This is a genomic window from Devosia sp., from assembly GCF_017307495.1.
Lineage (GTDB): Bacteria > Pseudomonadota > Alphaproteobacteria > Rhizobiales > Devosiaceae > Devosia_A.
This window is the reverse complement of the sequence record NZ_JAFKHE010000012.1, coordinates 82,211-102,056: the sequence shown is the minus strand read 5'-3', so window position 1 is coordinate 102,056 and position 19,846 is coordinate 82,211. Positions and strand designations below refer to the sequence as shown.

Here is a 19,846-nt window from a genome sequence, read left to right as displayed (position 1 = left end):
GACGCGAAACTGTCATGCGGGGGTGCTAGCGGCCGCCCGCTCGCAACCCCATATGACGGCTTGACCAATGTGCGCCAAACCTAATTTCGATCGCCCGATTGCCCACCGCGGCCTGCATGATAGCGGGCGCGGGATCATCGAGAACACAGCCAGTGCCTTCGCCGCGGCGATCGAGAAGGGCTATGCCATCGAGTGCGATGTCCAGCTTAGCCGCGACGGCATCCCGATGATCTTCCACGACGACGATCTCGACCGTCTCACGGGCGTCGCGGGCCCGGTCGGCGCGCGAACGATGGCGGAGTTGGCAAGCTTCACGCTGCTCGGCAGCGCAGCGGGTGATACGCCGCAGCGTTTCACCGAGTTCCTCGCCCAGGTGGCCGGGCGCACCCTGCTCCAGATCGAACTCAAGCAGCAGCCCAACCGGGCCGCTACCGAGGTGCTGGCGCAGACCGTGATGGACGCCCTCAAGGGCTATCGCGGGCCCGTGACGATCGAGTCCTTCGATCCGAACCTGCTTGTCGAGGTGCGCAAGCGAGGTGCAACCATGCCGCTCGGCATCGTCACCTACGCCTACGACGAGCCGGAATGGGACCAGAACCTGTCGGGCTTCCAAAGGGTCGTGCTGCGCCACCTCCTGCACTACCCGATCACGCGCTTCGACTTCATCTCGTGCAGGGACAAGTCCTTGGGCCTCCCCGCCGTCCGGCTGTTTCGGGCCCTGGGTGTGCCGGTGACGACCTGGACGATCAAGACGCCGGCTGCCGCCATGGCGGTCATCGGCAAGGCCGACCAGATCGTGTTCGAAGGGTTCGAACCACCAAGTGCCTGACACCCCGCTCAGCGCCAGCGTCGTCAGCTCGATCGCGGAGATTCCCGCGGCAGTGTGGAACGGGCTGGCGCCGAACCATGACGGGGTGGTCGACAACCCCTTCCTCGACCACGCCTTCTTCCTGGCCCTCGAGCAATCCGGTTCGGCCAGCCATCGCACCGGCTGGCAGCCGCAGCACCTGCTGCTCAGCGGGTCCGCGGGAGAGCCCGTCGGCGCAATGCCGCTCTACCTCAAGTCGCATTCGCAGGGCGAGTATGTCTTCGACCACGGCTGGGCCGATGCCTTCCAGCGCGCCGGCGGGGATTATTACCCAAAGCTGCAATGCTCGGTGCCGTTCACTCCGGTCACCGGGCCGCGCTTCCTCGCTCGCGACGATGCACATCGGGCCACGCTGATCCGCACGGCCGAGACTCTGGCGACCCGCAACAACATCTCCTCGATCCACGCGACCTTCGTCAGCGAGGAAGAAGCGGAGCTGGCCCGCGCGTCCGGCTGGCTGCTTCGCCACGACACGCAGTACCACTGGCACAACGAGGGCTTCTCGAGCTTCGACGACTTCCTCGAGACGCTGTCGTCCCGTCACCGCAAGGTTACCCGCCGCGAGCGACGCGATGCTCTCGGCGCCGATGGGCTCACGGTGAGGTGGCTGACGGGATCCGACCTGACCGAGGACGCCTGGGACCATTTCTTCGAGTTCTACCAGGACACGGGCAACCGCAAGTGGGGCCGACCCTACCTCAACCGTCGCTTCTTCTCCCTGCTCTCGGAGGCCATGGCCGACCGGGTGCTGCTTATGTTCGCCTACGACGGCAGCGAGCCGATTGCCGGCACCATGAGCCTTGTCGGCCACGACCGCCTCTATGGCCGCTACTGGGGCGCGACCCGCAACGTGCCGTTCCTCCACTTCGAGCTCTGCTACTACCAGGCCATCGACTACGCGATTGCCCGCAAGCTGGCGGTGGTCGAAGCCGGCGCGCAGGGCGAGCACAAGCTGGCGCGCGGCTATGCCCCGGCCACGACCCGCTCCGTCCATTGGATTGGCCATCCCGGCCTGCGCGACGCGGTGGCCCGGTTCGTCGCCCAGGAACGCGCGTCGGTCGCCCGTGAACAGGAACAACTCGATCGCTATACCCCCTTCAGACATGGGGAGCGGCCGTAACATCTGTTGCAAGCCCGCTTTGGCTGTGGTTCCAAGTCCATTGTCTGGACGAGACGCCGTCCATCGCAGTATTTTCCGCCTCAGCGGGGCCACACTCCCGGTCGATGGAGTGCCGCGCCAAGACCACGGGGACTGAATGAGCAAGCGCATCGCAATCGCCGCGATCGGAACGATGGGTGACGTCCAGCCCTTCGTCGCGCTTGCCCTCGCGCTCATGAAGCGCGGCCACTCCGTCGTCCTGTGCGCCACCAGCGACTTCGAGGGCTTCGTCCGGAGCTATGGCGTCGAGTTCGCAACGCTGGGCAGCGATATCCAGGCGTTCATGCGGCAGAGCCAGTTCGACCTCGTCATGTCGAAGAACTCGCTCCTCTATGCCCCCAAGCTGTTGCGCGACGGGCAGAAGATCATGAAGGAGGCCTGTCGGCACCTGTGGGCCATTGCGCAGGATGTCGACTGCATCATCTTCCACCAGACTACCAATTTCGCCGTCGACGTCGCCGAGGCGCTCGATATCCCGGCGATCATGACAGCCTTCCAGCCGATCAATCCGACCGGCGAGTTCCCCTATTTCGGCTATGACGGCCCGGCGCCCGAACCGCTGTTCAACCGCATCAGCCTCGACCCGCTGTTCAACCGCCTGAGCTACGTCGTCCAGGCAGCGCACCAGAGCTACTACGATTTCCCGCGTGATCGCATGCGCGCCAGGCTGCTCGGGTTGCGCAGCCGCAAGCGCTCCGGCTTTGCCAAGAACGCTCGGGGCGAACCGATCCCGGCGCTGCATGCCTATTCGCGCGTCATCTCCCCGCCGCCCGGCGATTGGCCCGAGACGACCGTCGTGACCGGCTTCTGGCGGCTTGACGACATCACCGGCTGGCAGCCGGATGCCTCGTTCCGCAAGTTCCTCGATGCCGGCGAAGCGCCGATCTATCTCGGCTTTGGCTCCATGCCCTGGGGCGCCCAGCGCAACACCGAGATCGTCACCCGGGCGCTGCGGGAATGGGGCGGCCGTGCCGTGGTCGGCAAGGGCTGGGGCGGGATCCGGGCCGAAGACCTGCCCGACACCGTCTATACGATCGACAAGGCACCGCACACCAAGCTATTCCCGCTTATGAAGGCCGTGGTCCACCACGGCGGAGCTGGCACGACCTATGCCGGCCTCTACGCGGGCAAACCCACATTCGTGGTGCCGCACTTCTTCGACCAGCCCTACTGGGGCCGGCGCGTCTATGAGCTGGGCTGCGGTCCCGCGCCGGTGAAGCTGAGGAAGCTCACTCCCAGCATCCTTGCCTCGGCTCTCGACGAGTTGTCGACCGACCCGTCATTCGAGACCGCGGCGCGGGAACTCAGCGAACGCCTGGTGCTTGAGGACGGAACCGGGCTGGCGGCCGACATCGTCGAGGAGACGATCGAGAGCTACCCGGGCAATCACTATTCGCAGGACAAGGCGATGGGAGCCGCTTCGTGACCGCCTACGACCGCAACAATATCTTTGGCAAGATCATCCGGGGCGAGATTCCCTCGCACAAGGTGTACGAGGATGCCGACGTCTTCGTGATGATGGACATCTTCCCGCAGTCCAGTGGCCATGTCCTCGTCATCCCCAAGGCCGAATCCCGCAACCTTCTCGATGCCGATCCGGGCGTCCTGGCCCGCGCGGTGCTGCAGGTTCAGCGAGTGGCCCGGGCTGCCCAGCAAGCGCTGGGTCCCGATGGCATTCGCATCGTGCAGTTCAACGAGGCGCCTGCCGGCCAATCCGTGTTCCACCTGCATTTCCACGTGATCCCCGTCTACGAAGGCGTCCCGATCGGCCGCCACGGCGAGAGTGGCAAGGCCGATGACACCGAACTTGCCGCACAGGCCAAGGCAATCGCCGCTCACCTGACGTGACCCCCGCATCCCATCTTTCCCTCGGCCTCGTCCTGACTGCGGCGGCCGGCATGATCGACGTCGTCGGCTTCATTGAGCTTGGCGGCTTCTACACGTCGTTCATGAGCGGCAACACCACCCAGCTCGGCGCCGGCCTCGCGCATATGGGCCCGGCGCTGCTGCTCCCCGCGAGCCTCGTGGTCATGTTCGTGATCGGCAGCTTCGTGGGCAGCCTTGCCTCGTCGCTTGGCAATCGCCGTGGTCGGATCGGGGTGCTGTCCGTCGTCATTGCCGGCCTGCTGGTAACGCTCACGCTGCACGCAAACGGCTTCTCGGCGGCGCAGGCGATGCTTGCCCTGGCGGCCGCCGCCGGTGCGCAGAACGCGGTCCTTCCGCAAACCGGCGCTGCCCGGCTCGGCGCTACGTTCGTCACCGGTACCCTGTTCGCCGCCGGGCAGGACCTGGCGCGCGCCGTCCGGCGTGAGGCACCGCCCTGGCGCTGGATCCAGCACCTCTTGGTCTGGCTGGCGCTGCTGCTTGGCGCCGCCGTCGGCGCCCTCGCCTACAAGCAGTGGCAGGTGGGCGCCCTGATCGTGCCCGGCGCAATCTACCTGCTCTTCTTTGTCGGCTACGTCGTGCGCGCGCCCCGCTAACGGTCCGCTTCTCGCCGCCCGACAAATCTGCTAGGACTTGCAGCACCTGATGCGCAAGGCATCAGTTCGTCGACTTCATGCGCTAGACTTCCACGTCCAGGCGTTAACACCGATGATGACCGCTGCCCAATTGCGGGCCGCCCGCGCCCTGCTTGGTATCGACCAGAAGACACTGGCCGAGATGGCGCACGTATCCCTTCCCACCATCCAGCGCATGGAAGCCAGCCACGGCACCGTCCGCGGCGTGGTCGAGACCCTGACCAGGGTGATCGAGGCGCTGAACGAGGCCGGCGTCGAGCTCATCGGCGATAATGGCCGAAGCGAGTCCGGCGGTCGCGGCGTGCGCCTCCGACGACCGATGCCAAGGGACTGACCAGTGACGACTGCGGGGCGTTCCCGGACCCGCCATCGAAGTATCGCTGCATCGTTCGCGAAAGGGCCCCGCCCCAATGGCCAACACCGCCTCGAGCTCCCGCACCAGCCAGCCCGCGTTGACCGATTTGTTCACGCCCAAACTGATCACGGTGCTGCGCGAGGGCTATCACTTGCGCGACCTGCGGGCCGACGTCCTTGCCGGACTGACAGTGGCGATCGTCGCCCTGCCGCTTTCCATGGCCATCGCCATCGCCTCTGGTGCGGCACCGGAGCGCGGCCTTTTCACCGCCGCCATCGGCGGCTTCCTGATCTCCGCCCTCGGCGGCAGCCGCTTCCAGATCGGCGGTCCGGCGGCGGCGTTCACCGTCATCGTCGCCGGTACCATCGCGCGACACGGCCTCGACGGGTTGATGCTGGCCACCATCATGGCCGGCCTGATCCTGCTTCTCATGGGCGCGCTTCGGCTCGGCAGCTACATCAAGTTCATCCCCTACCCCGTGACGGTCGGGTTCATCTCCGGCATCGCCATCATTCTCTTCGTCGGCCAGATCCACGACCTGCTGGGACTGACGACGGCCGGCGGCGAGCCCCCCGACATCCTGCCCAAGCTCGCGGTGCTGGCCGGCGCCATCGGCACGGCGAACCCCGCGGCCATGGCGATCGCTGCACTCAGCATCGGCGTGATCCTTGGCCTCCGCTACTGGCGGCCGCATTGGCCCGGCATCCTCATTGCCGTGGTGGTCGCTTCGCTGGCCGCCGCATTGCTGAACCTGCCGGTGGAGACGATCGGCACGCGCTTCGGCGGCATCCCCAGCACCCTGCCGGTGCCGACGCTGCCGCCCATCTCGATCGAAAAGATCCAGGCCGTCCTGCCGGATGCCGTCTCGTTCGCCCTGCTTGGCGCGATCGAGTCCCTCCTCTCCGCCATGGTCGCCGACGGCATGACCGGCCGCCGCCACCGCTCGAACATGGAGCTCGTCGCGCAAGGCATCGCCAATATCGGCTCGGCCCTGTTCGGGGGCATCTGCGCGACGGGCACCGTGGCCCGCACGGCCACGAACGTGCGCTCCGGGGCGCGCAGCCCCCTCGCCGGCATGTTCCACTCGGTCTTCATCGTGCTGTTCATGCTCGTGGCGGCGCCGCTTGCCAGCTACATCCCGCTGGCGGCGCTCGCCGGCGTCCTGGTCGTCGTTGCCTGGAACATGGCCGAACGCCAGGCCTTCGCGATCCTGGTCCGCACCTCGATCGGCGACGCCATCGTCCTGCTCGCGACTTTCGGGCTGACGATCTTCCGCGGCCTCACCGAGGGCATCGTCGTCGGCTTTGCGCTGGGCGCACTGTTGTTCATCCATCGCATGGCCCAATCGGCCAATGTCGAGGCGCACGTACCACCCGTTCCGGAGGACCGGGCAGACGATGCGGGGGCCGCCCGGCGCGCCTACGATCCGGCGATAGCGACCGATCCGGACGTCGCCGTCTATCGCATCACCGGCGCCTTCTTCTTCGGCGCCGCTGCCACCGTCGGCAGCATCCTCGATCGCATCGCAGACCAGCATCGCGCCTTCGTCATCGATTTCTCGGCCGTACCGTTCATCGACTCGACAGCCGCCAATACCATCGAGGGGGTGGCGCGAACGGCCGGACGCCACGGCGTGCTGCTTCTGGTGTCCGGGACCACGCCCGCGGTCCGGAAGGCCCTGACCTCACATGGCGTGGCTGCGCCCAAGGTGCTGTTCGAGCGCAATGTCGAGGAGGCCATAGCGACCGCCCACCGGGAACTGGCCAGGCGCAATCCCCCCGTTCCAGCCTGAGCGCGAAAGCAAGGGGCCGGGATTGCTCCCGGCCCCTGCCTAACTTCCCTGCATGGGAACTCAGTTCTTTTCCTCGGCCGGCTTGTCCGCGGCCTTCTCGGCCTTGGCCTTCTTGGCCTTGGGACCGGCGATGGCCTTGGGCCGTGCCGGACGCGGCGGCACCGCGATCAGCTCGAGCTTGGCATCGGGGCCGACACCGACCACGGCAACGGTGACCGAGCCGCCATTCTGCAACTCGCCGAACAGCACCTGGTCGGCCAGCGGCTTCTTGACGTGCTCCTGGATCACGCGGCCCAGCGGACGCGCACCCATCTTCTCGTCATAGCCGCGAACGGCCAGCCACTCGGCGGCTTCCGGCGTCAGCTCGATGGTCACGCCACGCTCGGCCAGCTGGCCTTCGAGCTGCAGCACGAACTTCTCGACGACGCGACGCACCACCTGCGGCGGCAGAGGGCTGAACGAGATGATGGCGTCGAGGCGGTTGCGGAACTCCGGCGTGAACATCCGGTTGACCGCTTCCTCGTCATCACCCTGCTCGCGCTTGCGCCCGAAGCCGATCGGCGACTTCTGCAGTTCCATGGCGCCGACGTTGGACGTCATGATCAGGATCACGTTGCGGAAGTCGACCGACTTGCCGTTGTGGTCCGTCAGCTTGCCGTGGTCCATCACCTGCAACAGGATGTTGAACAGGTCCGGATGCGCCTTCTCGATCTCGTCGAGCAGCACCACGCAGTGCGGATGCTGGTCCACGCCATCGGTGAGCAGGCCGCCCTGGTCGAAGCCGACATAGCCCGGAGGAGCACCGATCAGCCGCGACACGGTATGCCGCTCCATGTACTCCGACATGTCGAAGCGCAGCAGCTCGACACCCAGCGTATCCGCCAGCTGCTTGGCCACCTCGGTCTTGCCGACGCCAGTCGGGCCGGTGAACAGGTACGAGCCGATAGGCTTTTCCGGTTCGCGCAGGCCGGCACGCGCAAGCTTGATCGCCGACGACAGCGCCGTGATCGCCGCATCCTGGCCAAACACCACCGTCTTGAGGTTGCTCTCGAGGTTCGAGAGCAGCTCGGCGTCCGACTTCGACACCGACTTGGGCGGGATGCGCGCCATCGTCGCGATGGTCTGCTCGATATCGGGCACGTCGATGATCGTCTTGCGGTTCTCAGGCGTGAGCAGCATCTGGCTGGCGCCCGTCTCGTCGATCACGTCGATCGCCTTGTCGGGGAGCTTGCGATCGTTGATGTAGCGCGCGCTCAGCTCGACAGCAGCCTTCAGGGCGTCGTCGGTGTACTTGAGCTTGTGGTAGTCCTCGAAGTACGGGCGCAGGCCCTTCACGATCTCGATCGCGTCCGGGATGGTGGGCTCGGCGACGTCGATCTTCTGGAAGCGGCGGACCAGCGCGCGGTCCTTCTCGAAGAACTGCCGGTATTCCTTGTAGGTGGTCGAGCCGATGCAGCGGATATTGCCCGAAGCCAGGGCCGGCTTCAGCAGGTTCGACGCATCGAGCGCGCCGCCCGACGTGGCGCCGGCGCCGATCACGGTGTGGATCTCGTCGATGAACAGGATGGCGTCGGGATGCTTCTCGAGCTCCTTCATCACGGCCTTGAGCCGCTCCTCGAAATCGCCGCGATAGCGCGTGCCGGCAAGTAGCGAGCCCATGTCGAGCGCGTAGATCACCGACTCCCGGAGCACTTCGGGAACGTCGCCTTCCACGATCTTGCGGGCGAGCCCCTCGGCGATGGCGGTCTTGCCGACGCCGGCGTCGCCCACATAGAGCGGGTTGTTCTTTGAACGGCGGCAGAGGATCTGGATCGTCCTGCGCAGTTCGCTGTCACGGCCGATGAGTGGGTCGATCTTTCCGGCCCGCGCCTTGTCGTTGAGGTTCACGCAGAAATCGGCCAGCGCCGAGCTCTGGCCATTGCCCGGACGCTCGCCGTCCTCGCCCTGGCTGGCGCCGGACGGGCTCTCGGCGCCCCGTACCCTGCGGTCCTCGCTCGGTCCGGACTTGGTAATGCCGTGCGAGATGAAATTGACCGCGTCCAGCCGGGTCATGTCCTGCTGCTCGAGGAAGTAGGCAGCATGGCTCTCGCGCTCGGCGAAGATCGCAACGAGCACGTTGGCGCCGGTAACTTCCTCCTTGCCGGAGGACTGGACATGGATCACGGCGCGCTGGATGACGCGCTGGAAGGCAGCTGTCGGCCGCGCGTCCTGCCCGTTGGGCACGACGAGGCTGTCGAGTTCCTCGTTGATGAAATCCTCGAGGTCCGACTTCAGCGCCTCGATATCGACATCGCAGCCGGTCAGCACGGCGATCGTGTCGCGATCGTCGGTCAGCGCCAGCAACAGGTGCTCGAGGGTCGCGAACTCGTGGGCCCGTTCGCGGGCCAGGTTCATCGCCTGATGGAGGGCCTTCTCAAGTCCGCGGGAGAAAGAGGGCATATGTCGGTTCCTATTGCTTTTCCATCACGCACTGCAGTGGGTGCTGGTTCTTGCGCGCCGCGTCCATGACCCGGGTGACCTTGGTCTCGGCCACTTCGAACGGATAGATGCCACACTCGCCCACGCCGTGGTTGTGCACGTGGAGCATGATCCGCATGGCGTCCTCGCGGGTCTTGTTGAACACGTCCTGCAAGACCAGGACGACGAACTCCATCGGAGTGTAGTCGTCGTTCAGCAGCAACACCCGATACAGGCTGGGCCGCTTGCTGCGAGTCTTCGGCTTCGTGATGGTCGCTGTATCTTGCTTGCCCGCACCATTCCCGCGGCGACCCTCGCCTTCGTCTCCGGCACCACGAAGCGGCATGGCTGCACCTGTCGGTGCGGTCTCCACGGCGATGGCGGCACGCATGGCTCGGGTCAGGGAGAGATCGGTTCGAAGCAGCATGGTGTCGCCATTATGTAGGCTAACCGCTTCGCTTGTTAAGTGGCCGTGTACCTAAACTTTGGAGCAGGTGGCCCCGCAGCGCCCTTCTTAACCAAGTGCCCGCAATCAATTGCATTTTAGCGAAATGGTAAGGCGACCGCCCTAATCTGGCTGATGACAGGGAGCGTGTCGGGTCCGGTTTGGGGACGATCCGCGCAGCTTCTCCAAGCGTGTGAGTACGGGCGAGTTCACGCCCGAGTGTAGTTGGAGTACAGGGTGCTTTCGCCGAAGCATTTCCCCCTTTTGCGCGACCATATTGCGCGTATTCTCGCGGCCTTCCTGGTCGCGGTCTCGCTACTTGTTCCGATCGTCTCCGAGGCCTCGGCGGCTTCCGTTCCGCGCAAGTTCGCCGGCATCGTAGTGGACGCCAAGTCCGGCAAGGTGCTGTACGAGAGCTCGGCCGACGCCGCGCGTTATCCCGCCTCCGTCACCAAGGTGATGACGCTCTACATCCTGTTCCAGGAGCTGGCGGCCGGTAACATCACTCTGAAGACCCAGTTCACGGTCTCCAAGTACGCCGCCTCGGCGGTCCCGACGAAACTCGGCCTCAAGGCCGGGTCCACCATCAGCGTCGAGAACGCCATCAAGGCGATCGTCACCATATCGGCCAACGATATCGCCCGCGTGATCGCGGAGAACATTTCCGGCTCCGAGAGCGCCTTCGCGCAGCGGATGACCACCACGGCCCGCGCGCTCGGCATGGCGCACACGACCTACAAGAACGCATCCGGCCTGCCCAACCCGGGCCAGGTGACGACCGTTCGCGACCAGGCACTGCTCGGCGTCGCCGTCTACCAGCACTTCCCGGACTACTACGAGTACTTCCAGACCAAGGCGTTCTCGTACGGCAAGCGCACCTACGGCAACCACAACCGCCTGCTCGGCTCCAACGGCGTCGACGGCATCAAGACCGGCTACACCAACGCCTCGGGGTTCAACCTGCTGACGGCAGCCCGCGCCGATGGCCACCACATCGTGGTCGCCGGCTTTGGCTTCGACTCCAGCGGCGCGCGCGATGCCAAGGTGCGCGAGCTGGTCAAGACCTACCTGCCCAAGAGCCGCAGTGGTGGCTATCTCGATGTGGCCGTCATCCCGCAGCCGGGCCGCAAGGGCGCGACCGTCATGGTCGCCTCGGCTGATCCGACCCCCGTCGTGCCGCTGCCCTACCCCACCTTCCGCACCGCGGCGACCACTGTCAGTGTCACCGCGCAGCTGCAGCCGGCCGAGGCCACGCAGCAGCCGGACGACATCACCGTGGCATCCATCGGTGCGACGGCACCGATGCCCAGCACGCGCCCGGGCGACCTCGGCTTCGACGAAGCCGTGCAGGCCGCCCAGTCCCTCGCCAGGCCGACCGCCGTTGCGGCCCAGCAGCCGGACCGTCCGCTCGACGTGATCGGCGCCTGGCTCAGCGACACGTTCTCGCTGGGCGCGGCTCCCGCTCCTCTTGGCCAGACCGCCCCCTCGGCGCCCCTGCTCCCGCCAGTCGGCATTGGCGATGAGGGTCAGCCCATCGACCTGATGACGTCGGGCAGCACGGCTACCGCGGCAGCGCCGGTCGAGAACCAGCCTGTCCCGGCCCCCATCGCCGTCGCCGAGGCCTCTGCGCAGGAGGTACCGGCCAAGGCGAGCGGCTGGGTCGTCCAGATCGGCGCCTCGCCGACGGAAAACGGCGCGAACTCGCTGATCAGCGACGCGTCTTCCAGGGTCGGCGCCCTCGGTAGTTTCCGCTCGTATGTGGAGCGCTTCGAGAAGAACGGTCAGGTGTTCTTCCGCGCCCGCTTCAGCGGCTTCGGTGGTCGCGAGGACGCGACCGGTGTGTGCAACGAGATGAAGAAAGCAAAGATGAGCTGCCTGGCGATGCAGTCGTAAGCACGCCCGGGCGGCCGCCCAGGGAAGCGAATTTGTGGCCTGTGTTTGGAGTAGCCCAAATGAGCGAAACGTCTAGCCTAACCGAACTCGCCCGGTTTGTAGGGCAGTCGGCTCTCGCGTCCGAAGACGTCGTTGTCCGCAGGCAGGCGGTCAATGCGATGGTGACGCGGTTCAACCCGGGGCTGAAGCGCCGCGGTGTCGGGGACCTTCTCGGCGTCGTCATGGCGCTCAGTGCCCGCACCCGTCGCATGCTGATGCCGCAGGTCGGGATCGAACTCGACGTGTTCGGCCCCGACGGCTCACGCGCGGTGCACGTGACCCTGCCCCACCGGCCATAGAGCCTATTCTCCGGCCATGTGTTCGAACCTGGCCGGTTCACCGGCGCTGGCCGAGAGCGCCTTCTCGCCCTCGATCCGGGCCCTGGCCCGTTCGCTGACCGGCAGCCGAAGGGCCTCCACCAGCGCGCGGTACTCCTGGCGAGCGCTGAGATGCGACATCGACGGCAGGCCGCCGAGCATCTCCTCGTCGAGCGGATCGAATACCGTCATCCCGGTCGGAAACAGCGAACGGAAGATCACCCGCTCCGCAATGCCGTCCGCGACGCGGCAACCAAGCCGAATGGCAATCTTCTCGATCGCCGCCTGGACCACCTTGGTGCTGCGCGACGGCAGCATGGAGATTCGGTTGCGCACGATCACCCAGTCGATCGTCCGCCCGTCGATCGACAGGCGCTCGGTCCTCGCCCGCTGCACGAGACGCGCATAGTGGCTCATCTCGCGCGGATCCCCCGTCACCGGATCGACATGCGCCATCACGTCCAGGTCGATGATCGAGTCGTTGAGCGGGGTGACCAGCGTATCGGCCAGCGAATGGGCCAACCGGGTCAGGTGAGTATCGAAGCCGGGCGTGTCGACGATCAGGAAATCGGCGTCGCCTTCAACCTCGATGATGGCCTGGCGGAACAGGTCGAACTCGACCCGCTGGTTTTCCTTGACCGAATCCGACTTCGACAGCGGCAGGTGGAAATGGCTGGCATGGGGGACCTTCAGGTCGTGTGCCTGGGCCCAGTTGCGCCGGTTGCGCACATACTGCGTCAGCGTCTGCTGCCGGCTGTCGACGTCGATCGAGGCGACGCGAAACCCTTGGTACATCAGGAAAACGGCAAGGTGGAAGGCAGTGGTCGACTTGCCCGAGCCACCCTTCTCGTTGCCCACGACAATGACGTGCGTCCCCGTCCTGGCCATTACCTGATCCTCCGTCGCCCCCGGATACGACGCCCACTCCGGATTCGACGCTTGTCACCTGCGCTTGGAACAATGGGCGGATGATTTCCGCGCTTGCAAGGGGTGTTTGTGCGTGCCCCGGCATCGTTGGGGGCTGGACGTGTCGTCAAAGCCGCGCTTCCAGCTCCGCCCGGTCCGGCACGAACAGGACCTGGCCGCGACGGTTGCTCTCGTTGACGAAGTCACGCAAGGACGGGCTCTCCGTCGTGAACCGGGAGATGTCGCCCACCAACCCTACCCGCAGGCCATAGTTCTGGAACTTCTGCAGCACCGCGCCGGCCAGGCCGGTGCTGAGCCAGAAGAAGTCGTCGGCAAGCAGCTCCACCGGAAACAGCACGATATCGATCTGCTGCCCGTAGGTGTCGCCGATCACGTCGACGGCATGACCCTCGCTCGCGAGTCGCGGGCCATCGTACCAGGCCGCCTTTGTGTTCCCGATCGCCTCGAGCCGCATCAGATCAATCCCAGCTTGGCCAGTTCCTCGGCGAGTTCGGCGGATCCTCCATCGGCAAAGCCACCATGCTCGAGGTCGGCCGGCGCGTCCTTGGGATCGAGGTAGCGCCACCCCTGGAACGGTGACTTGGGTCGCGGGATCGTGCGCACCATGTCGGGGGCCATGATGATGTCACAGCAGCCCAGGCCCTGTTCGTCGACCGCCTCGGCCAGCCTGAGGATCGGCTGCCGGCAGCGGATCACGCCCGAGATGACCCAGTAGATCGAGCCCTGGCCCTCGATCTCGGCCCGCCGCTTCGGCATCGTGCGCGTGCGGTGCACGTGCACGTTCTCGCCGTAGTCGGCGCCCCACCAATGGGCGCGCTCCTCCCGGTAGCTTTCCAGCTCCTCCAGCGTGGCAACGCCCACGCAGAGCTTGATGATGTGCATCATGCGTGGCCGGCCGCGTCCCGCTTGGCGAGGAGAATGTCGATTTCGTCCTGCTCGACCACCCACGGCTCCTTGACCGCCTCGGCCAGCCATTCCTGGAACGCCGGCAGCGCGTAGATCGCCTCCACATACTCCTGCGCCACGTCGCTGACCGGCAGCTCGTAGGTGCGTATGCGGCTGGCCACCGGCGCAAACATGGCGTCGGCGGCATTGAAGCTGCCGAACAGATACGGCCCCCCCGACCGGCTCAACAGGTCGCCCCAGATTCGTTCGACACGCTTGAGGTCGTCGGCCACCAGGTCGAAATCGACCTTTCCGGGGTGCGACGCGCGCAGGTTCATCGGCGCGTTGTCGCGCAGGGCCATGAACCCGCCATGCATCTCGGCCGCTGCGGCACGCGCGTAGGCGCGCTCGACGCGGTTGGACGGCCAGATCCCCTTGGCCGGGTACTTGTCGTTCAGGTACTCGATGATGGCGATCGTCTCCGGAACGACCACGTCGCCGTCGACGAGCACCGGGACTCTCCCGCTCGGCGACTTCCTGCGGATGTTCTCCTGCCAGCCCTCGCCGTTGAGCAGCACCAGTTCCTCGTCGAACGGGATGCCGAAATGCCTGAGCACGAGCCACGGCCGCAGCGACCAACTCGAATAGTTGCGGTTTGCGAAGATGAGCTTCATGGCGTGGCCTCGGAATGCGGAAGGGCGCCGAGTGGCCCGGCGCCCTTCTCAAACTCTCTACTATCGAAGACCCTCCGGGTCTAGTTGCGCCCCGTCCTAGGCGCCGGCAACGATAGTGAACACGAGCGACATTGCCAGCAAACAGACCAGTGTCCAGGACACGGTCGGTAGTGCGGAACGCCACCATTCGGTCTTTGAATGGCTGCGCATCAAAGCTCCTTCTGCCGTTCTTAGGCTGCCGCAACCACCAAGGTGACGGAATTGCGACAGTAATGATTCGTTAACCCGGCGGAGGGGGGCTTGGGAAGTGGCGCGAATGCCACAGTGGATAGGTCGTGTATTACGCGGACACGCCGGTCAGAACAGGCCGAACCAGAGTCCGGCAAGGCCGAGGAAGGCGAAGAAACCGACGACGTCCGTCACCGTGGTCACGAACACGGAGGAAGCGATGGCCGGATCGACCTTCATCCTGTCCAGTGCCAGTGGGATGAGGATACCGGCGGAACCGGCCGCGATCATGTTGACGATCATGGCAAGTCCGATGACGACGCCGAGACTCGGGCTCAGGTACCGCAACGCGGTGATGACGCCCAGCAGTGTGGCGAAGATGCAGCCGTTGAGAAACCCGCCGGAGACCTCGCGGACGATCAGGCGGCGGACGCGCACCCCGTCGAGGTCGCGCGTCGCCAGGGCGCGCACCGTTACCGTCATGGTCTGCGTGCCCGCGTTTCCACCCATTGAGGCGACGATGGGCATGAGCGCCGCCAGGGCCACCATCTGCTCGATGGTGGCATTGAACAGGCTGATGATGAACGAGGCCAGCATGGCGGTAAGCAGGTTGACGACCAGCCATGGAGCCCGGCTGCGCACGGTCGAGATGACATTGTCCGACACCTCTTCGTCGCCGACACCGCCGAGCAGCTTGATATCCTCGGTGGCTTCCTCGTGGATCACGTCGACGATGTCGTCGACCGTGAGGACGCCGACGAGCCGCTTGTTCTCGTCGACGACGCCGACCTCGACGAGGTCGTAGCGCTCGAAGTCACGCGCCGCTTCCTCCTGGTCCTCGGTCGCATCGACCGTCAGGACCTCCCCGTTCATCAGCTTTTCGATCTGCACGTTGCGCCTGGCGCGCAGGAACTTGTCGAGCGGGATCGTGCCGAGGACCCGATAGCTCGGATCGACGACATAGAGTTGGAAGAACTCGTCCGGCAGGTCCTTTTCTGCGCGCAGGTAGTCGATGGTCTGTCCCACCGTCCAGAACGGCGGAATGGCGATGAAGTCGGTCTGCATGCGCCGACCGGCGGAGTCCTCGGGGAAGTCGAGGCTGCGCTTCAGGCTGAGGCGCTCGAATGCCGGCAACTGCGCGAGGACTTCCTCGCGGTCCCCGGCATCCATGTCTTCGAGGATGTAGACGGCGTCGTCATTGTCGAGGCTGGCGACGCCGCGCGCCACTTCCTCGGTCGGCAGTTCGTCGATCAGGTCCGAACGGACCGACTCGTCCACCTCGGTGAGAGCCAGGAAGTCGAACTTGTCACCGAGCATCTGGACCAGCGCCACGCGCTCGTCCGCCTCCAGCGCCTCGATCACGTCGCCGGCGTCGGCCGCATGCAGCGGCTCCATCATCTCGGCGATGTCATCGACCTCGCCCGCCACGAGGTGCGCGCGCAGCCGCGCCAGCCACTCTGGATTGAGGTGGTCTTCCGCATCGCGAAACGCGTTCGGATCCGGCCGGGTCTCCCCGAGTTCGGCGGTGCTGGGTTCGTTGGTCATGGAGACCCCGGGAGGCTGGCGCTTCGGGTTCAAGGCTGGTGTAGCCAATCGCTTCGATATGCGCCAGACTCAGGGTGTCGGACGGCAGCCGTTTTTTGCTTGAATGCGAAGGAGATGGCGATGGCCCGAGAATCCGAGATCGAACGGATGCTGCGGCTCTGCCAGGAGCGGGGGCTGCCCGAGGTCCGACAATCGACGAGCTACGGCGCCCCGTCGATCAAGGTGAAGGCCAGGAACTTCGCCTCGGTGCGCGGCCCGCAGGAGATGGTGCTGCACTGCCCGCTCGAGCACAAGGAACTGCTCATGCAGATGGCCCCCGAGATCTACTGGCAAACCGATCACTTCCAGGGTTGGCCCGGCATCATCGTGCGCATGGAGGCCATCAGCGACGAGGAATTGTCGCTGCGGCTCGAGGACGCTTGGCGGTTCCGCGCGCCCAGGAAGCTTGCCGAGGCGTTCGCGGCCGCGCGGGTCGAAGCCCCTAAGGAGTGAGATCCCTGGGCGGCTCGATGCCGTTGATCAGGGAGGCCGTCGTCACGGTGTTGGCGAGCAGGCACACGATGGTCATCGGCCCCACACCACCGGGAACGGGCGTAATGGCGCCCGCCACCGCCGACGCAGCAGCATAGTCGACGTCGCCGAGAAGCCGGGTCTTGCCCTCTCCGCGTTCCGGCGCCGGGATGCGATTGATGCCCACGTCGATGACCGTGGCCCCCGGCTTGATCCAGTCGCCCTTGATCATCTGCGGGCGGCCAACCGCAGCCACGACGATGTCCGCGCCGCGCACCACCGACGCGAGGTCCCTGGTCTTGGAGTGCGCGATCGTCACGGTGCAGTTTTCGCGCAGCAGCAATTGCGCCATCGGCTTGCCGACCAGGTTCGACCGCCCCACGGTCACGGCGTTCAGCCCCTCGAGGGAGCCCAGGGTATCCCGTAGCAGCATCAGGCAGCCGAGCGGCGTACAGGACACAGGTCCAGGCAGGCCGATCTGCATCTTGCCGACACTGGCCGGGGTGAAGCAGTCGACGTCCTTGTCGGGCGAGATGGTGGCGATGACCTTGTTCGGGTCGATCTGTTTCGGCAGCGGCAACTGCACCAGGATGCCGTGGATGGCAGGGTCGGCGTTCAGCTTTTCGACCAGCGCCAGCACTTCCGCCTCGGAGGCGTCCTCGGGCAGCTCGTACTTTTCCGAATGCATGCCGACCTCGACGGTCTGCTTGGCCTTCTGGCTGACGTAGATCTCGCTGCCCGGGTCGTGACCGACGATGACCACGGCGAGGCCCGGCGTAATCCCGTGCTCGCGCTTCAGTCGGTCGACGTGACCGGCAATCCGAGCCCTGAGGCCCTCGGCATAGGTCTTTCCGTCGATGATCCTTGCGGTCATGGCAGCCCTCCGTGTGGCGCTGCGGATATGGCGCAACTCGACCGACTGCGCAACCTCAGTAGGGCGAGGCGATGCCGATCCCCGCATCCTCCAGCGCTTGCCGCACCGCTCGGGCAATGGCCACGGCCTCGGCGGTGTCACCATGGATGCACAGCGACCTCGACGCGGTGCGGATCACGCTACCGTCGATGGCGAGGAGCTCGCCCGCACGCGCAAGGCGCACTGCCCGCCCGGCAATGTCCGCCGGATCGTGCAGCACCGCCCCTGGCGCCGAACGCGGCACCAGCAAGCCGTTCGGCAGGTACGCGCGATCGGCATAGGCCTCGCGCACCACGGCATACCCCATGGTCTCCGCGACCTCGACCTGGGCACTGTTGTCGATTGCGAGGATGGCGAGATCGGGCACTAGGCCGGTGACCGAAGCGAAACACAGCGCCGCCACGGCCGGCTCCTCGGCCGCCATGTTGGCCAGCGCGCCATGAAGCTTGAGATAGCGCACGGTCGCCCCCTCCGCTTCGGCGATCTCCACCAGGCTCCGGACCTGTCCGCGGAGTTGCGCATCCAGTTCGTCCGGCGGCAGCACGAGCCGGCGGCGGCCGAAATTCTCGCGATCGGCAAAGCCCGGATGCGCTCCGATGGCGACGCCCCGGTCGCGCGCCGCCCGCACGGTACGACGCATGGTCTCGTCGTCGCCGGCATGGCCGCCACAGGCGATCGAGGCCGAGGAGACGATGCCGAGCAGGTCCTCGTCTCCGGGCATGCCTTCGCCGAGATCGGCGTTGAGATCGAGCTTCGTCAGGGCCTGGCCTCCTGCGCATGCGCCAATGTCAGGGGTTCGAAGTGCACCTCGGTGCCCGGGCGCAGTTGTGCGAAGCGATCGAGGTCGGCGCTGATCACCGTCGCAATACGCGGATAGCCGCCCGTTGGCTGATGGTCGCGCATGAGCACGATAGGTGTTCCGTCGCCCAGAATCTGGATGTCGCCCGGGACCACGGCATCGGAAACGAGCGACAGCACCCTGGTGTGGGCGAACACGCCCGCTTCGTCGCCCAGCCGCACGCCCATCCGGTCGAGTTGCGGCGAGACGCGGAAGGAGCGCGAGATGAAGGCCTGTCGCGTGTCGGCATCGAACCGGTCCGCATGGAGTCCCCAGATCACCCGGATCGGCCCCGCTGTCACCTCAGTCGGGCGAGGGTGCTGCGACGGCCGGCGCGCTATTGCGGCGCCGAACGGGATCGCGTCGCCCGTCCGAAGCGCCCTGCCCTCCCAGCCGCCCAGTCCGGCGATGGAGCTTGTCGCGCGACTGCCCAGCACCTCCGTCACCTCGATCTCGCGATCAAAGCGCACGTAGCCGTAGTTGCCGTCCGCGCCGGGGGTGATGTCTACCTTGCTGCCGGGCTTCAGCACCGCCCGGGTTGGCCAGTATTTCGCCACACCGTCAATGTTGAGGCTGAACGCCCCGCCGTCGAATGCGGCGCTCAGCGAGCCGTCCTCGACCGCAAAGCTGATCCCCGCTGAGGTGAACTCGATACCCGTACTGCCAGCGCCGCCAAGCCAGACGCCGGCGCGGTGGAACGCGCCACGATCCATCGGCCCCGAGGCGCTGAGGCCATAGTGAAGCACGCCGGGCCGCCCGGCATCCTGCAGGGTCGCCAGCGGTCCGGCGCGAAGTACACGAATCGTAACCATCACGTCGCCTCGAACCGGACGACGTCGCCGGCGACGAGATCGGAGGGCGGCAGCCGCGATGGATCGAAATTCCGGAACCCGGTGCGCCCGATCACATGCCAGCCCGTGGGGATGGCCGTCGACGTTATGGCCGTCTGCCCGGCGGCGAACAGGACGGTGCCGGCCGAAACCCGGCGACGCACCGACCGTCGCCGCGGCACGACCAGGGAGTCCTGATGCATGCCGCAATAGACAAATCCCGGCGCAAAGCCCGTCGCCAGAACCCTCAACGGCAGGCCATTGTGCGCGGAGATAAAGGCGTCGACCGACAGGTGCAGCAGCCCGACGACCTCATGGAGGTCTTCGCCGTCGAACTCAACCCTCACGACGGCCTCTCGGCCGCGCTGTTGCCCTGTCGGCTCACCAGAAACCAGCAGTCGAACCTCGCCCGCCAGCCGCTCGAACGAGATCGTCGCAGGCTCGTAGCGCAGCAGCACCGAGACCAGATTGGGAACGACCTCGACCACGCCTTGCAGTGCCGCGGCGTCGGCCCGGCGCGAGAAGTCGATCGCCGCGAGATTCGCCTCGTCCGTCAGCCGGTCCCCGAACCGGATCAACATCGCCTGATCCCCCAGCGGCAGGATGAGCGGCGTCAATTGTTCGGGCTCGAGCACGTCATGGCGCTGACCTA

At 66.1% G+C, this 19,846-nt stretch carries 21 protein-coding genes; 10 read left to right on the top strand and 11 right to left on the bottom strand.

Annotated features, from left to right (window positions below; translation table 11 throughout):
* The first annotated feature begins 67 nt into the window (after positions 1–67).
* From J0I99_RS01040 to J0I99_RS01010, 7 genes are all read left to right on the top strand, one after another.
* Complete coding sequence (locus J0I99_RS01040; protein ID WP_291395248.1) at positions 68–829, top strand: glycerophosphodiester phosphodiesterase family protein; 762 nt, start codon at positions 68–70, stop codon at positions 827–829.
* 40 nt (positions 830–869) lie between these two features.
* A complete protein-coding gene (locus tag J0I99_RS01035; RefSeq protein WP_291395788.1) occupies positions 870–1,988 on the top strand; it encodes a GNAT family N-acetyltransferase in 1,119 nt (372 codons plus the stop codon).
* Positions 1,989–2,124: 136 nt separating this feature from the next.
* Positions 2,125–3,453, top strand: coding sequence for a glycosyltransferase (locus J0I99_RS01030; RefSeq protein ID WP_291395246.1), 1,329 nt, complete (start codon positions 2,125–2,127; stop codon positions 3,451–3,453).
* On the top strand, positions 3,450–3,875 hold the full coding sequence (locus J0I99_RS01025; RefSeq protein WP_291395244.1) for an HIT family protein: 426 nt from the start codon (positions 3,450–3,452) through the stop codon (positions 3,873–3,875). Before J0I99_RS01030 ends, J0I99_RS01025 begins: the two co-directional genes overlap by 4 nt.
* Complete coding sequence (locus J0I99_RS01020; RefSeq protein ID WP_291395242.1) at positions 3,872–4,507, top strand: DUF1275 family protein; 636 nt, start codon at positions 3,872–3,874, stop codon at positions 4,505–4,507. The genes J0I99_RS01025 and J0I99_RS01020 overlap by 4 nt, the downstream gene beginning before the upstream one ends.
* 112 nt (positions 4,508–4,619) lie before the next feature.
* On the top strand, positions 4,620–4,880 hold the full coding sequence (locus tag J0I99_RS01015; RefSeq protein WP_291395241.1) for a helix-turn-helix domain-containing protein: 261 nt from the start codon (positions 4,620–4,622) through the stop codon (positions 4,878–4,880).
* A 76-nt stretch (positions 4,881–4,956) separates the two neighbouring features.
* On the top strand, positions 4,957–6,693 hold the full coding sequence (locus tag J0I99_RS01010) for a SulP family inorganic anion transporter (RefSeq protein WP_291395240.1): 1,737 nt from the start codon (positions 4,957–4,959) through the stop codon (positions 6,691–6,693).
* 60 nt (positions 6,694–6,753) lie between these two features.
* Here J0I99_RS01010 and clpA read toward each other — a convergent pair whose 3' ends face one another.
* Positions 6,754–9,132, bottom strand: a complete 2,379-nt coding sequence (clpA, locus tag J0I99_RS01005) for an ATP-dependent Clp protease ATP-binding subunit ClpA (RefSeq protein ID WP_291390615.1) — start codon at positions 9,130–9,132, stop codon at positions 6,754–6,756.
* A gap of 10 nt (positions 9,133–9,142) precedes the next feature.
* Positions 9,143–9,496 carry an ATP-dependent Clp protease adapter ClpS gene (gene clpS, locus J0I99_RS01000; RefSeq protein WP_291390628.1) on the bottom strand — a complete coding sequence of 118 codons (354 nt, stop codon included), beginning with the start codon at positions 9,494–9,496 and terminating at the stop codon, positions 9,143–9,145.
* Positions 9,497–9,859: 363 nt separating this feature from the next.
* Between clpS and J0I99_RS00995 the strand changes: the two genes are divergently transcribed.
* Positions 9,860–11,488, top strand: a complete 1,629-nt coding sequence (locus J0I99_RS00995; protein ID WP_291395238.1) for a serine hydrolase — start codon at positions 9,860–9,862, stop codon at positions 11,486–11,488.
* Positions 11,489–11,547: 59 nt separating this feature from the next.
* Positions 11,548–11,826, top strand: a complete 279-nt coding sequence (locus J0I99_RS00990) for a hypothetical protein (RefSeq protein WP_291390619.1) — start codon at positions 11,548–11,550, stop codon at positions 11,824–11,826.
* Between the two features lie 3 nt (positions 11,827–11,829).
* On the opposite strand, the gene J0I99_RS00985 is transcribed toward J0I99_RS00990, so the two are convergent.
* The 5 genes from J0I99_RS00985 to mgtE form a co-directional block, all read right to left on the bottom strand.
* Positions 11,830–12,732 (bottom strand): division plane positioning ATPase MipZ, encoded by a 903-nt coding sequence (locus J0I99_RS00985; protein ID WP_291390621.1) that lies wholly within the window; start codon positions 12,730–12,732, stop codon positions 11,830–11,832.
* Positions 12,733–12,877: 145 nt separating this feature from the next.
* Positions 12,878–13,225 carry a DUF4180 domain-containing protein gene (locus J0I99_RS00980; protein ID WP_291390622.1) on the bottom strand — a complete coding sequence of 116 codons (348 nt, stop codon included), beginning with the start codon at positions 13,223–13,225 and terminating at the stop codon, positions 12,878–12,880.
* Positions 13,225–13,656: a DUF1489 domain-containing protein gene (locus tag J0I99_RS00975; protein WP_291395236.1), complete on the bottom strand. Its 432-nt coding sequence runs from the start codon at positions 13,654–13,656 to the stop codon at positions 13,225–13,227. The genes J0I99_RS00980 and J0I99_RS00975 overlap by 1 nt, the downstream gene beginning before the upstream one ends.
* Positions 13,653–14,330, bottom strand: a complete 678-nt coding sequence (locus tag J0I99_RS00970; RefSeq protein WP_291395234.1) for a glutathione S-transferase family protein — start codon at positions 14,328–14,330, stop codon at positions 13,653–13,655. Before J0I99_RS00970 ends, J0I99_RS00975 begins: the two co-directional genes overlap by 4 nt.
* A 357-nt stretch (positions 14,331–14,687) precedes the next feature.
* Entirely contained in the window at positions 14,688–16,103 is a 1,416-nt protein-coding gene (mgtE, locus tag J0I99_RS00965; protein WP_291395232.1) for a magnesium transporter, read from the bottom strand.
* A gap of 120 nt (positions 16,104–16,223) precedes the next feature.
* Here mgtE and J0I99_RS00960 point away from each other — a divergent pair, with 120 nt between their 5' ends.
* The gene (locus J0I99_RS00960) at positions 16,224–16,595 is read left to right on the top strand and encodes an MmcQ/YjbR family DNA-binding protein (RefSeq protein WP_291391105.1); all 372 of its coding nucleotides are present in this window, start codon (positions 16,224–16,226) and stop codon (positions 16,593–16,595) included.
* On the opposite strand, the gene J0I99_RS00955 is transcribed toward J0I99_RS00960, so the two are convergent.
* The 4 genes from J0I99_RS00955 to J0I99_RS00940 are packed head-to-tail and all read right to left on the bottom strand — an operon-like array spanning position 16,585 to position 19,829.
* Positions 16,585–17,487 (bottom strand): bifunctional methylenetetrahydrofolate dehydrogenase/methenyltetrahydrofolate cyclohydrolase, encoded by a 903-nt coding sequence (locus tag J0I99_RS00955; RefSeq protein ID WP_291395230.1) that lies wholly within the window; start codon positions 17,485–17,487, stop codon positions 16,585–16,587. The genes J0I99_RS00960 and J0I99_RS00955 overlap by 11 nt on opposite strands.
* Before the next feature lie 55 nt (positions 17,488–17,542).
* Positions 17,543–18,286 carry a LamB/YcsF family protein gene (locus J0I99_RS00950; RefSeq protein WP_291395786.1) on the bottom strand — a complete coding sequence of 248 codons (744 nt, stop codon included), beginning with the start codon at positions 18,284–18,286 and terminating at the stop codon, positions 17,543–17,545.
* A complete protein-coding gene (locus tag J0I99_RS00945) occupies positions 18,283–19,176 on the bottom strand; it encodes a biotin-dependent carboxyltransferase family protein (protein ID WP_291395228.1) in 894 nt (297 codons plus the stop codon). The genes J0I99_RS00950 and J0I99_RS00945 overlap by 4 nt, the downstream gene beginning before the upstream one ends.
* A complete protein-coding gene (locus tag J0I99_RS00940) occupies positions 19,176–19,829 on the bottom strand; it encodes a carboxyltransferase domain-containing protein (RefSeq protein ID WP_291395226.1) in 654 nt (217 codons plus the stop codon). Before J0I99_RS00940 ends, J0I99_RS00945 begins: the two co-directional genes overlap by 1 nt.
* Between the last annotated feature and the right edge of the window lie 17 nt (positions 19,830–19,846).

What these genes read in the sequence shown, in the direction of transcription:
- J0I99_RS01040 (WP_291395248.1), top strand. Translation starts at nt 68, where the DNA reads ATGTGCGCCAAACCTAATTTCGATCGCCCGATTGCCCACCGCGGCCTG.
- J0I99_RS01030 (WP_291395246.1), top strand. Translation starts at nt 2,125, where the DNA reads ATGAGCAAGCGCATCGCAATCGCCGCGATCGGAACGATGGGTGACGTC.
- J0I99_RS01015 (WP_291395241.1), top strand. Translation starts at nt 4,620, where the DNA reads ATGATGACCGCTGCCCAATTGCGGGCCGCCCGCGCCCTGCTTGGTATC.
- J0I99_RS01010 (WP_291395240.1), top strand. Translation starts at nt 4,957, where the DNA reads ATGGCCAACACCGCCTCGAGCTCCCGCACCAGCCAGCCCGCGTTGACC.
- clpA (WP_291390615.1), bottom strand. Translation starts at nt 9,132, where the DNA reads ATGCCCTCTTTCTCCCGCGGACTTGAGAAGGCCCTCCATCAGGCGATG.
- clpS (WP_291390628.1), bottom strand. Translation starts at nt 9,496, where the DNA reads ATGCCGCTTCGTGGTGCCGGAGACGAAGGCGAGGGTCGCCGCGGGAAT.
- J0I99_RS00990 (WP_291390619.1), top strand. Translation starts at nt 11,548, where the DNA reads ATGAGCGAAACGTCTAGCCTAACCGAACTCGCCCGGTTTGTAGGGCAG.
- J0I99_RS00985 (WP_291390621.1), bottom strand. Translation starts at nt 12,732, where the DNA reads ATGGCCAGGACGGGGACGCACGTCATTGTCGTGGGCAACGAGAAGGGT.
- J0I99_RS00980 (WP_291390622.1), bottom strand. Translation starts at nt 13,225, where the DNA reads ATGCGGCTCGAGGCGATCGGGAACACAAAGGCGGCCTGGTACGATGGC.
- J0I99_RS00975 (WP_291395236.1), bottom strand. Translation starts at nt 13,656, where the DNA reads ATGATGCACATCATCAAGCTCTGCGTGGGCGTTGCCACGCTGGAGGAG.
- J0I99_RS00970 (WP_291395234.1), bottom strand. Translation starts at nt 14,330, where the DNA reads ATGAAGCTCATCTTCGCAAACCGCAACTATTCGAGTTGGTCGCTGCGG.
- mgtE (WP_291395232.1), bottom strand. Translation starts at nt 16,103, where the DNA reads ATGACCAACGAACCCAGCACCGCCGAACTCGGGGAGACCCGGCCGGAT.
- J0I99_RS00960 (WP_291391105.1), top strand. Translation starts at nt 16,224, where the DNA reads ATGGCCCGAGAATCCGAGATCGAACGGATGCTGCGGCTCTGCCAGGAG.
- J0I99_RS00955 (WP_291395230.1), bottom strand. Translation starts at nt 17,487, where the DNA reads ATGACCGCAAGGATCATCGACGGAAAGACCTATGCCGAGGGCCTCAGG.
- J0I99_RS00945 (WP_291395228.1), bottom strand. Translation starts at nt 19,176, where the DNA reads ATGGTTACGATTCGTGTACTTCGCGCCGGACCGCTGGCGACCCTGCAG.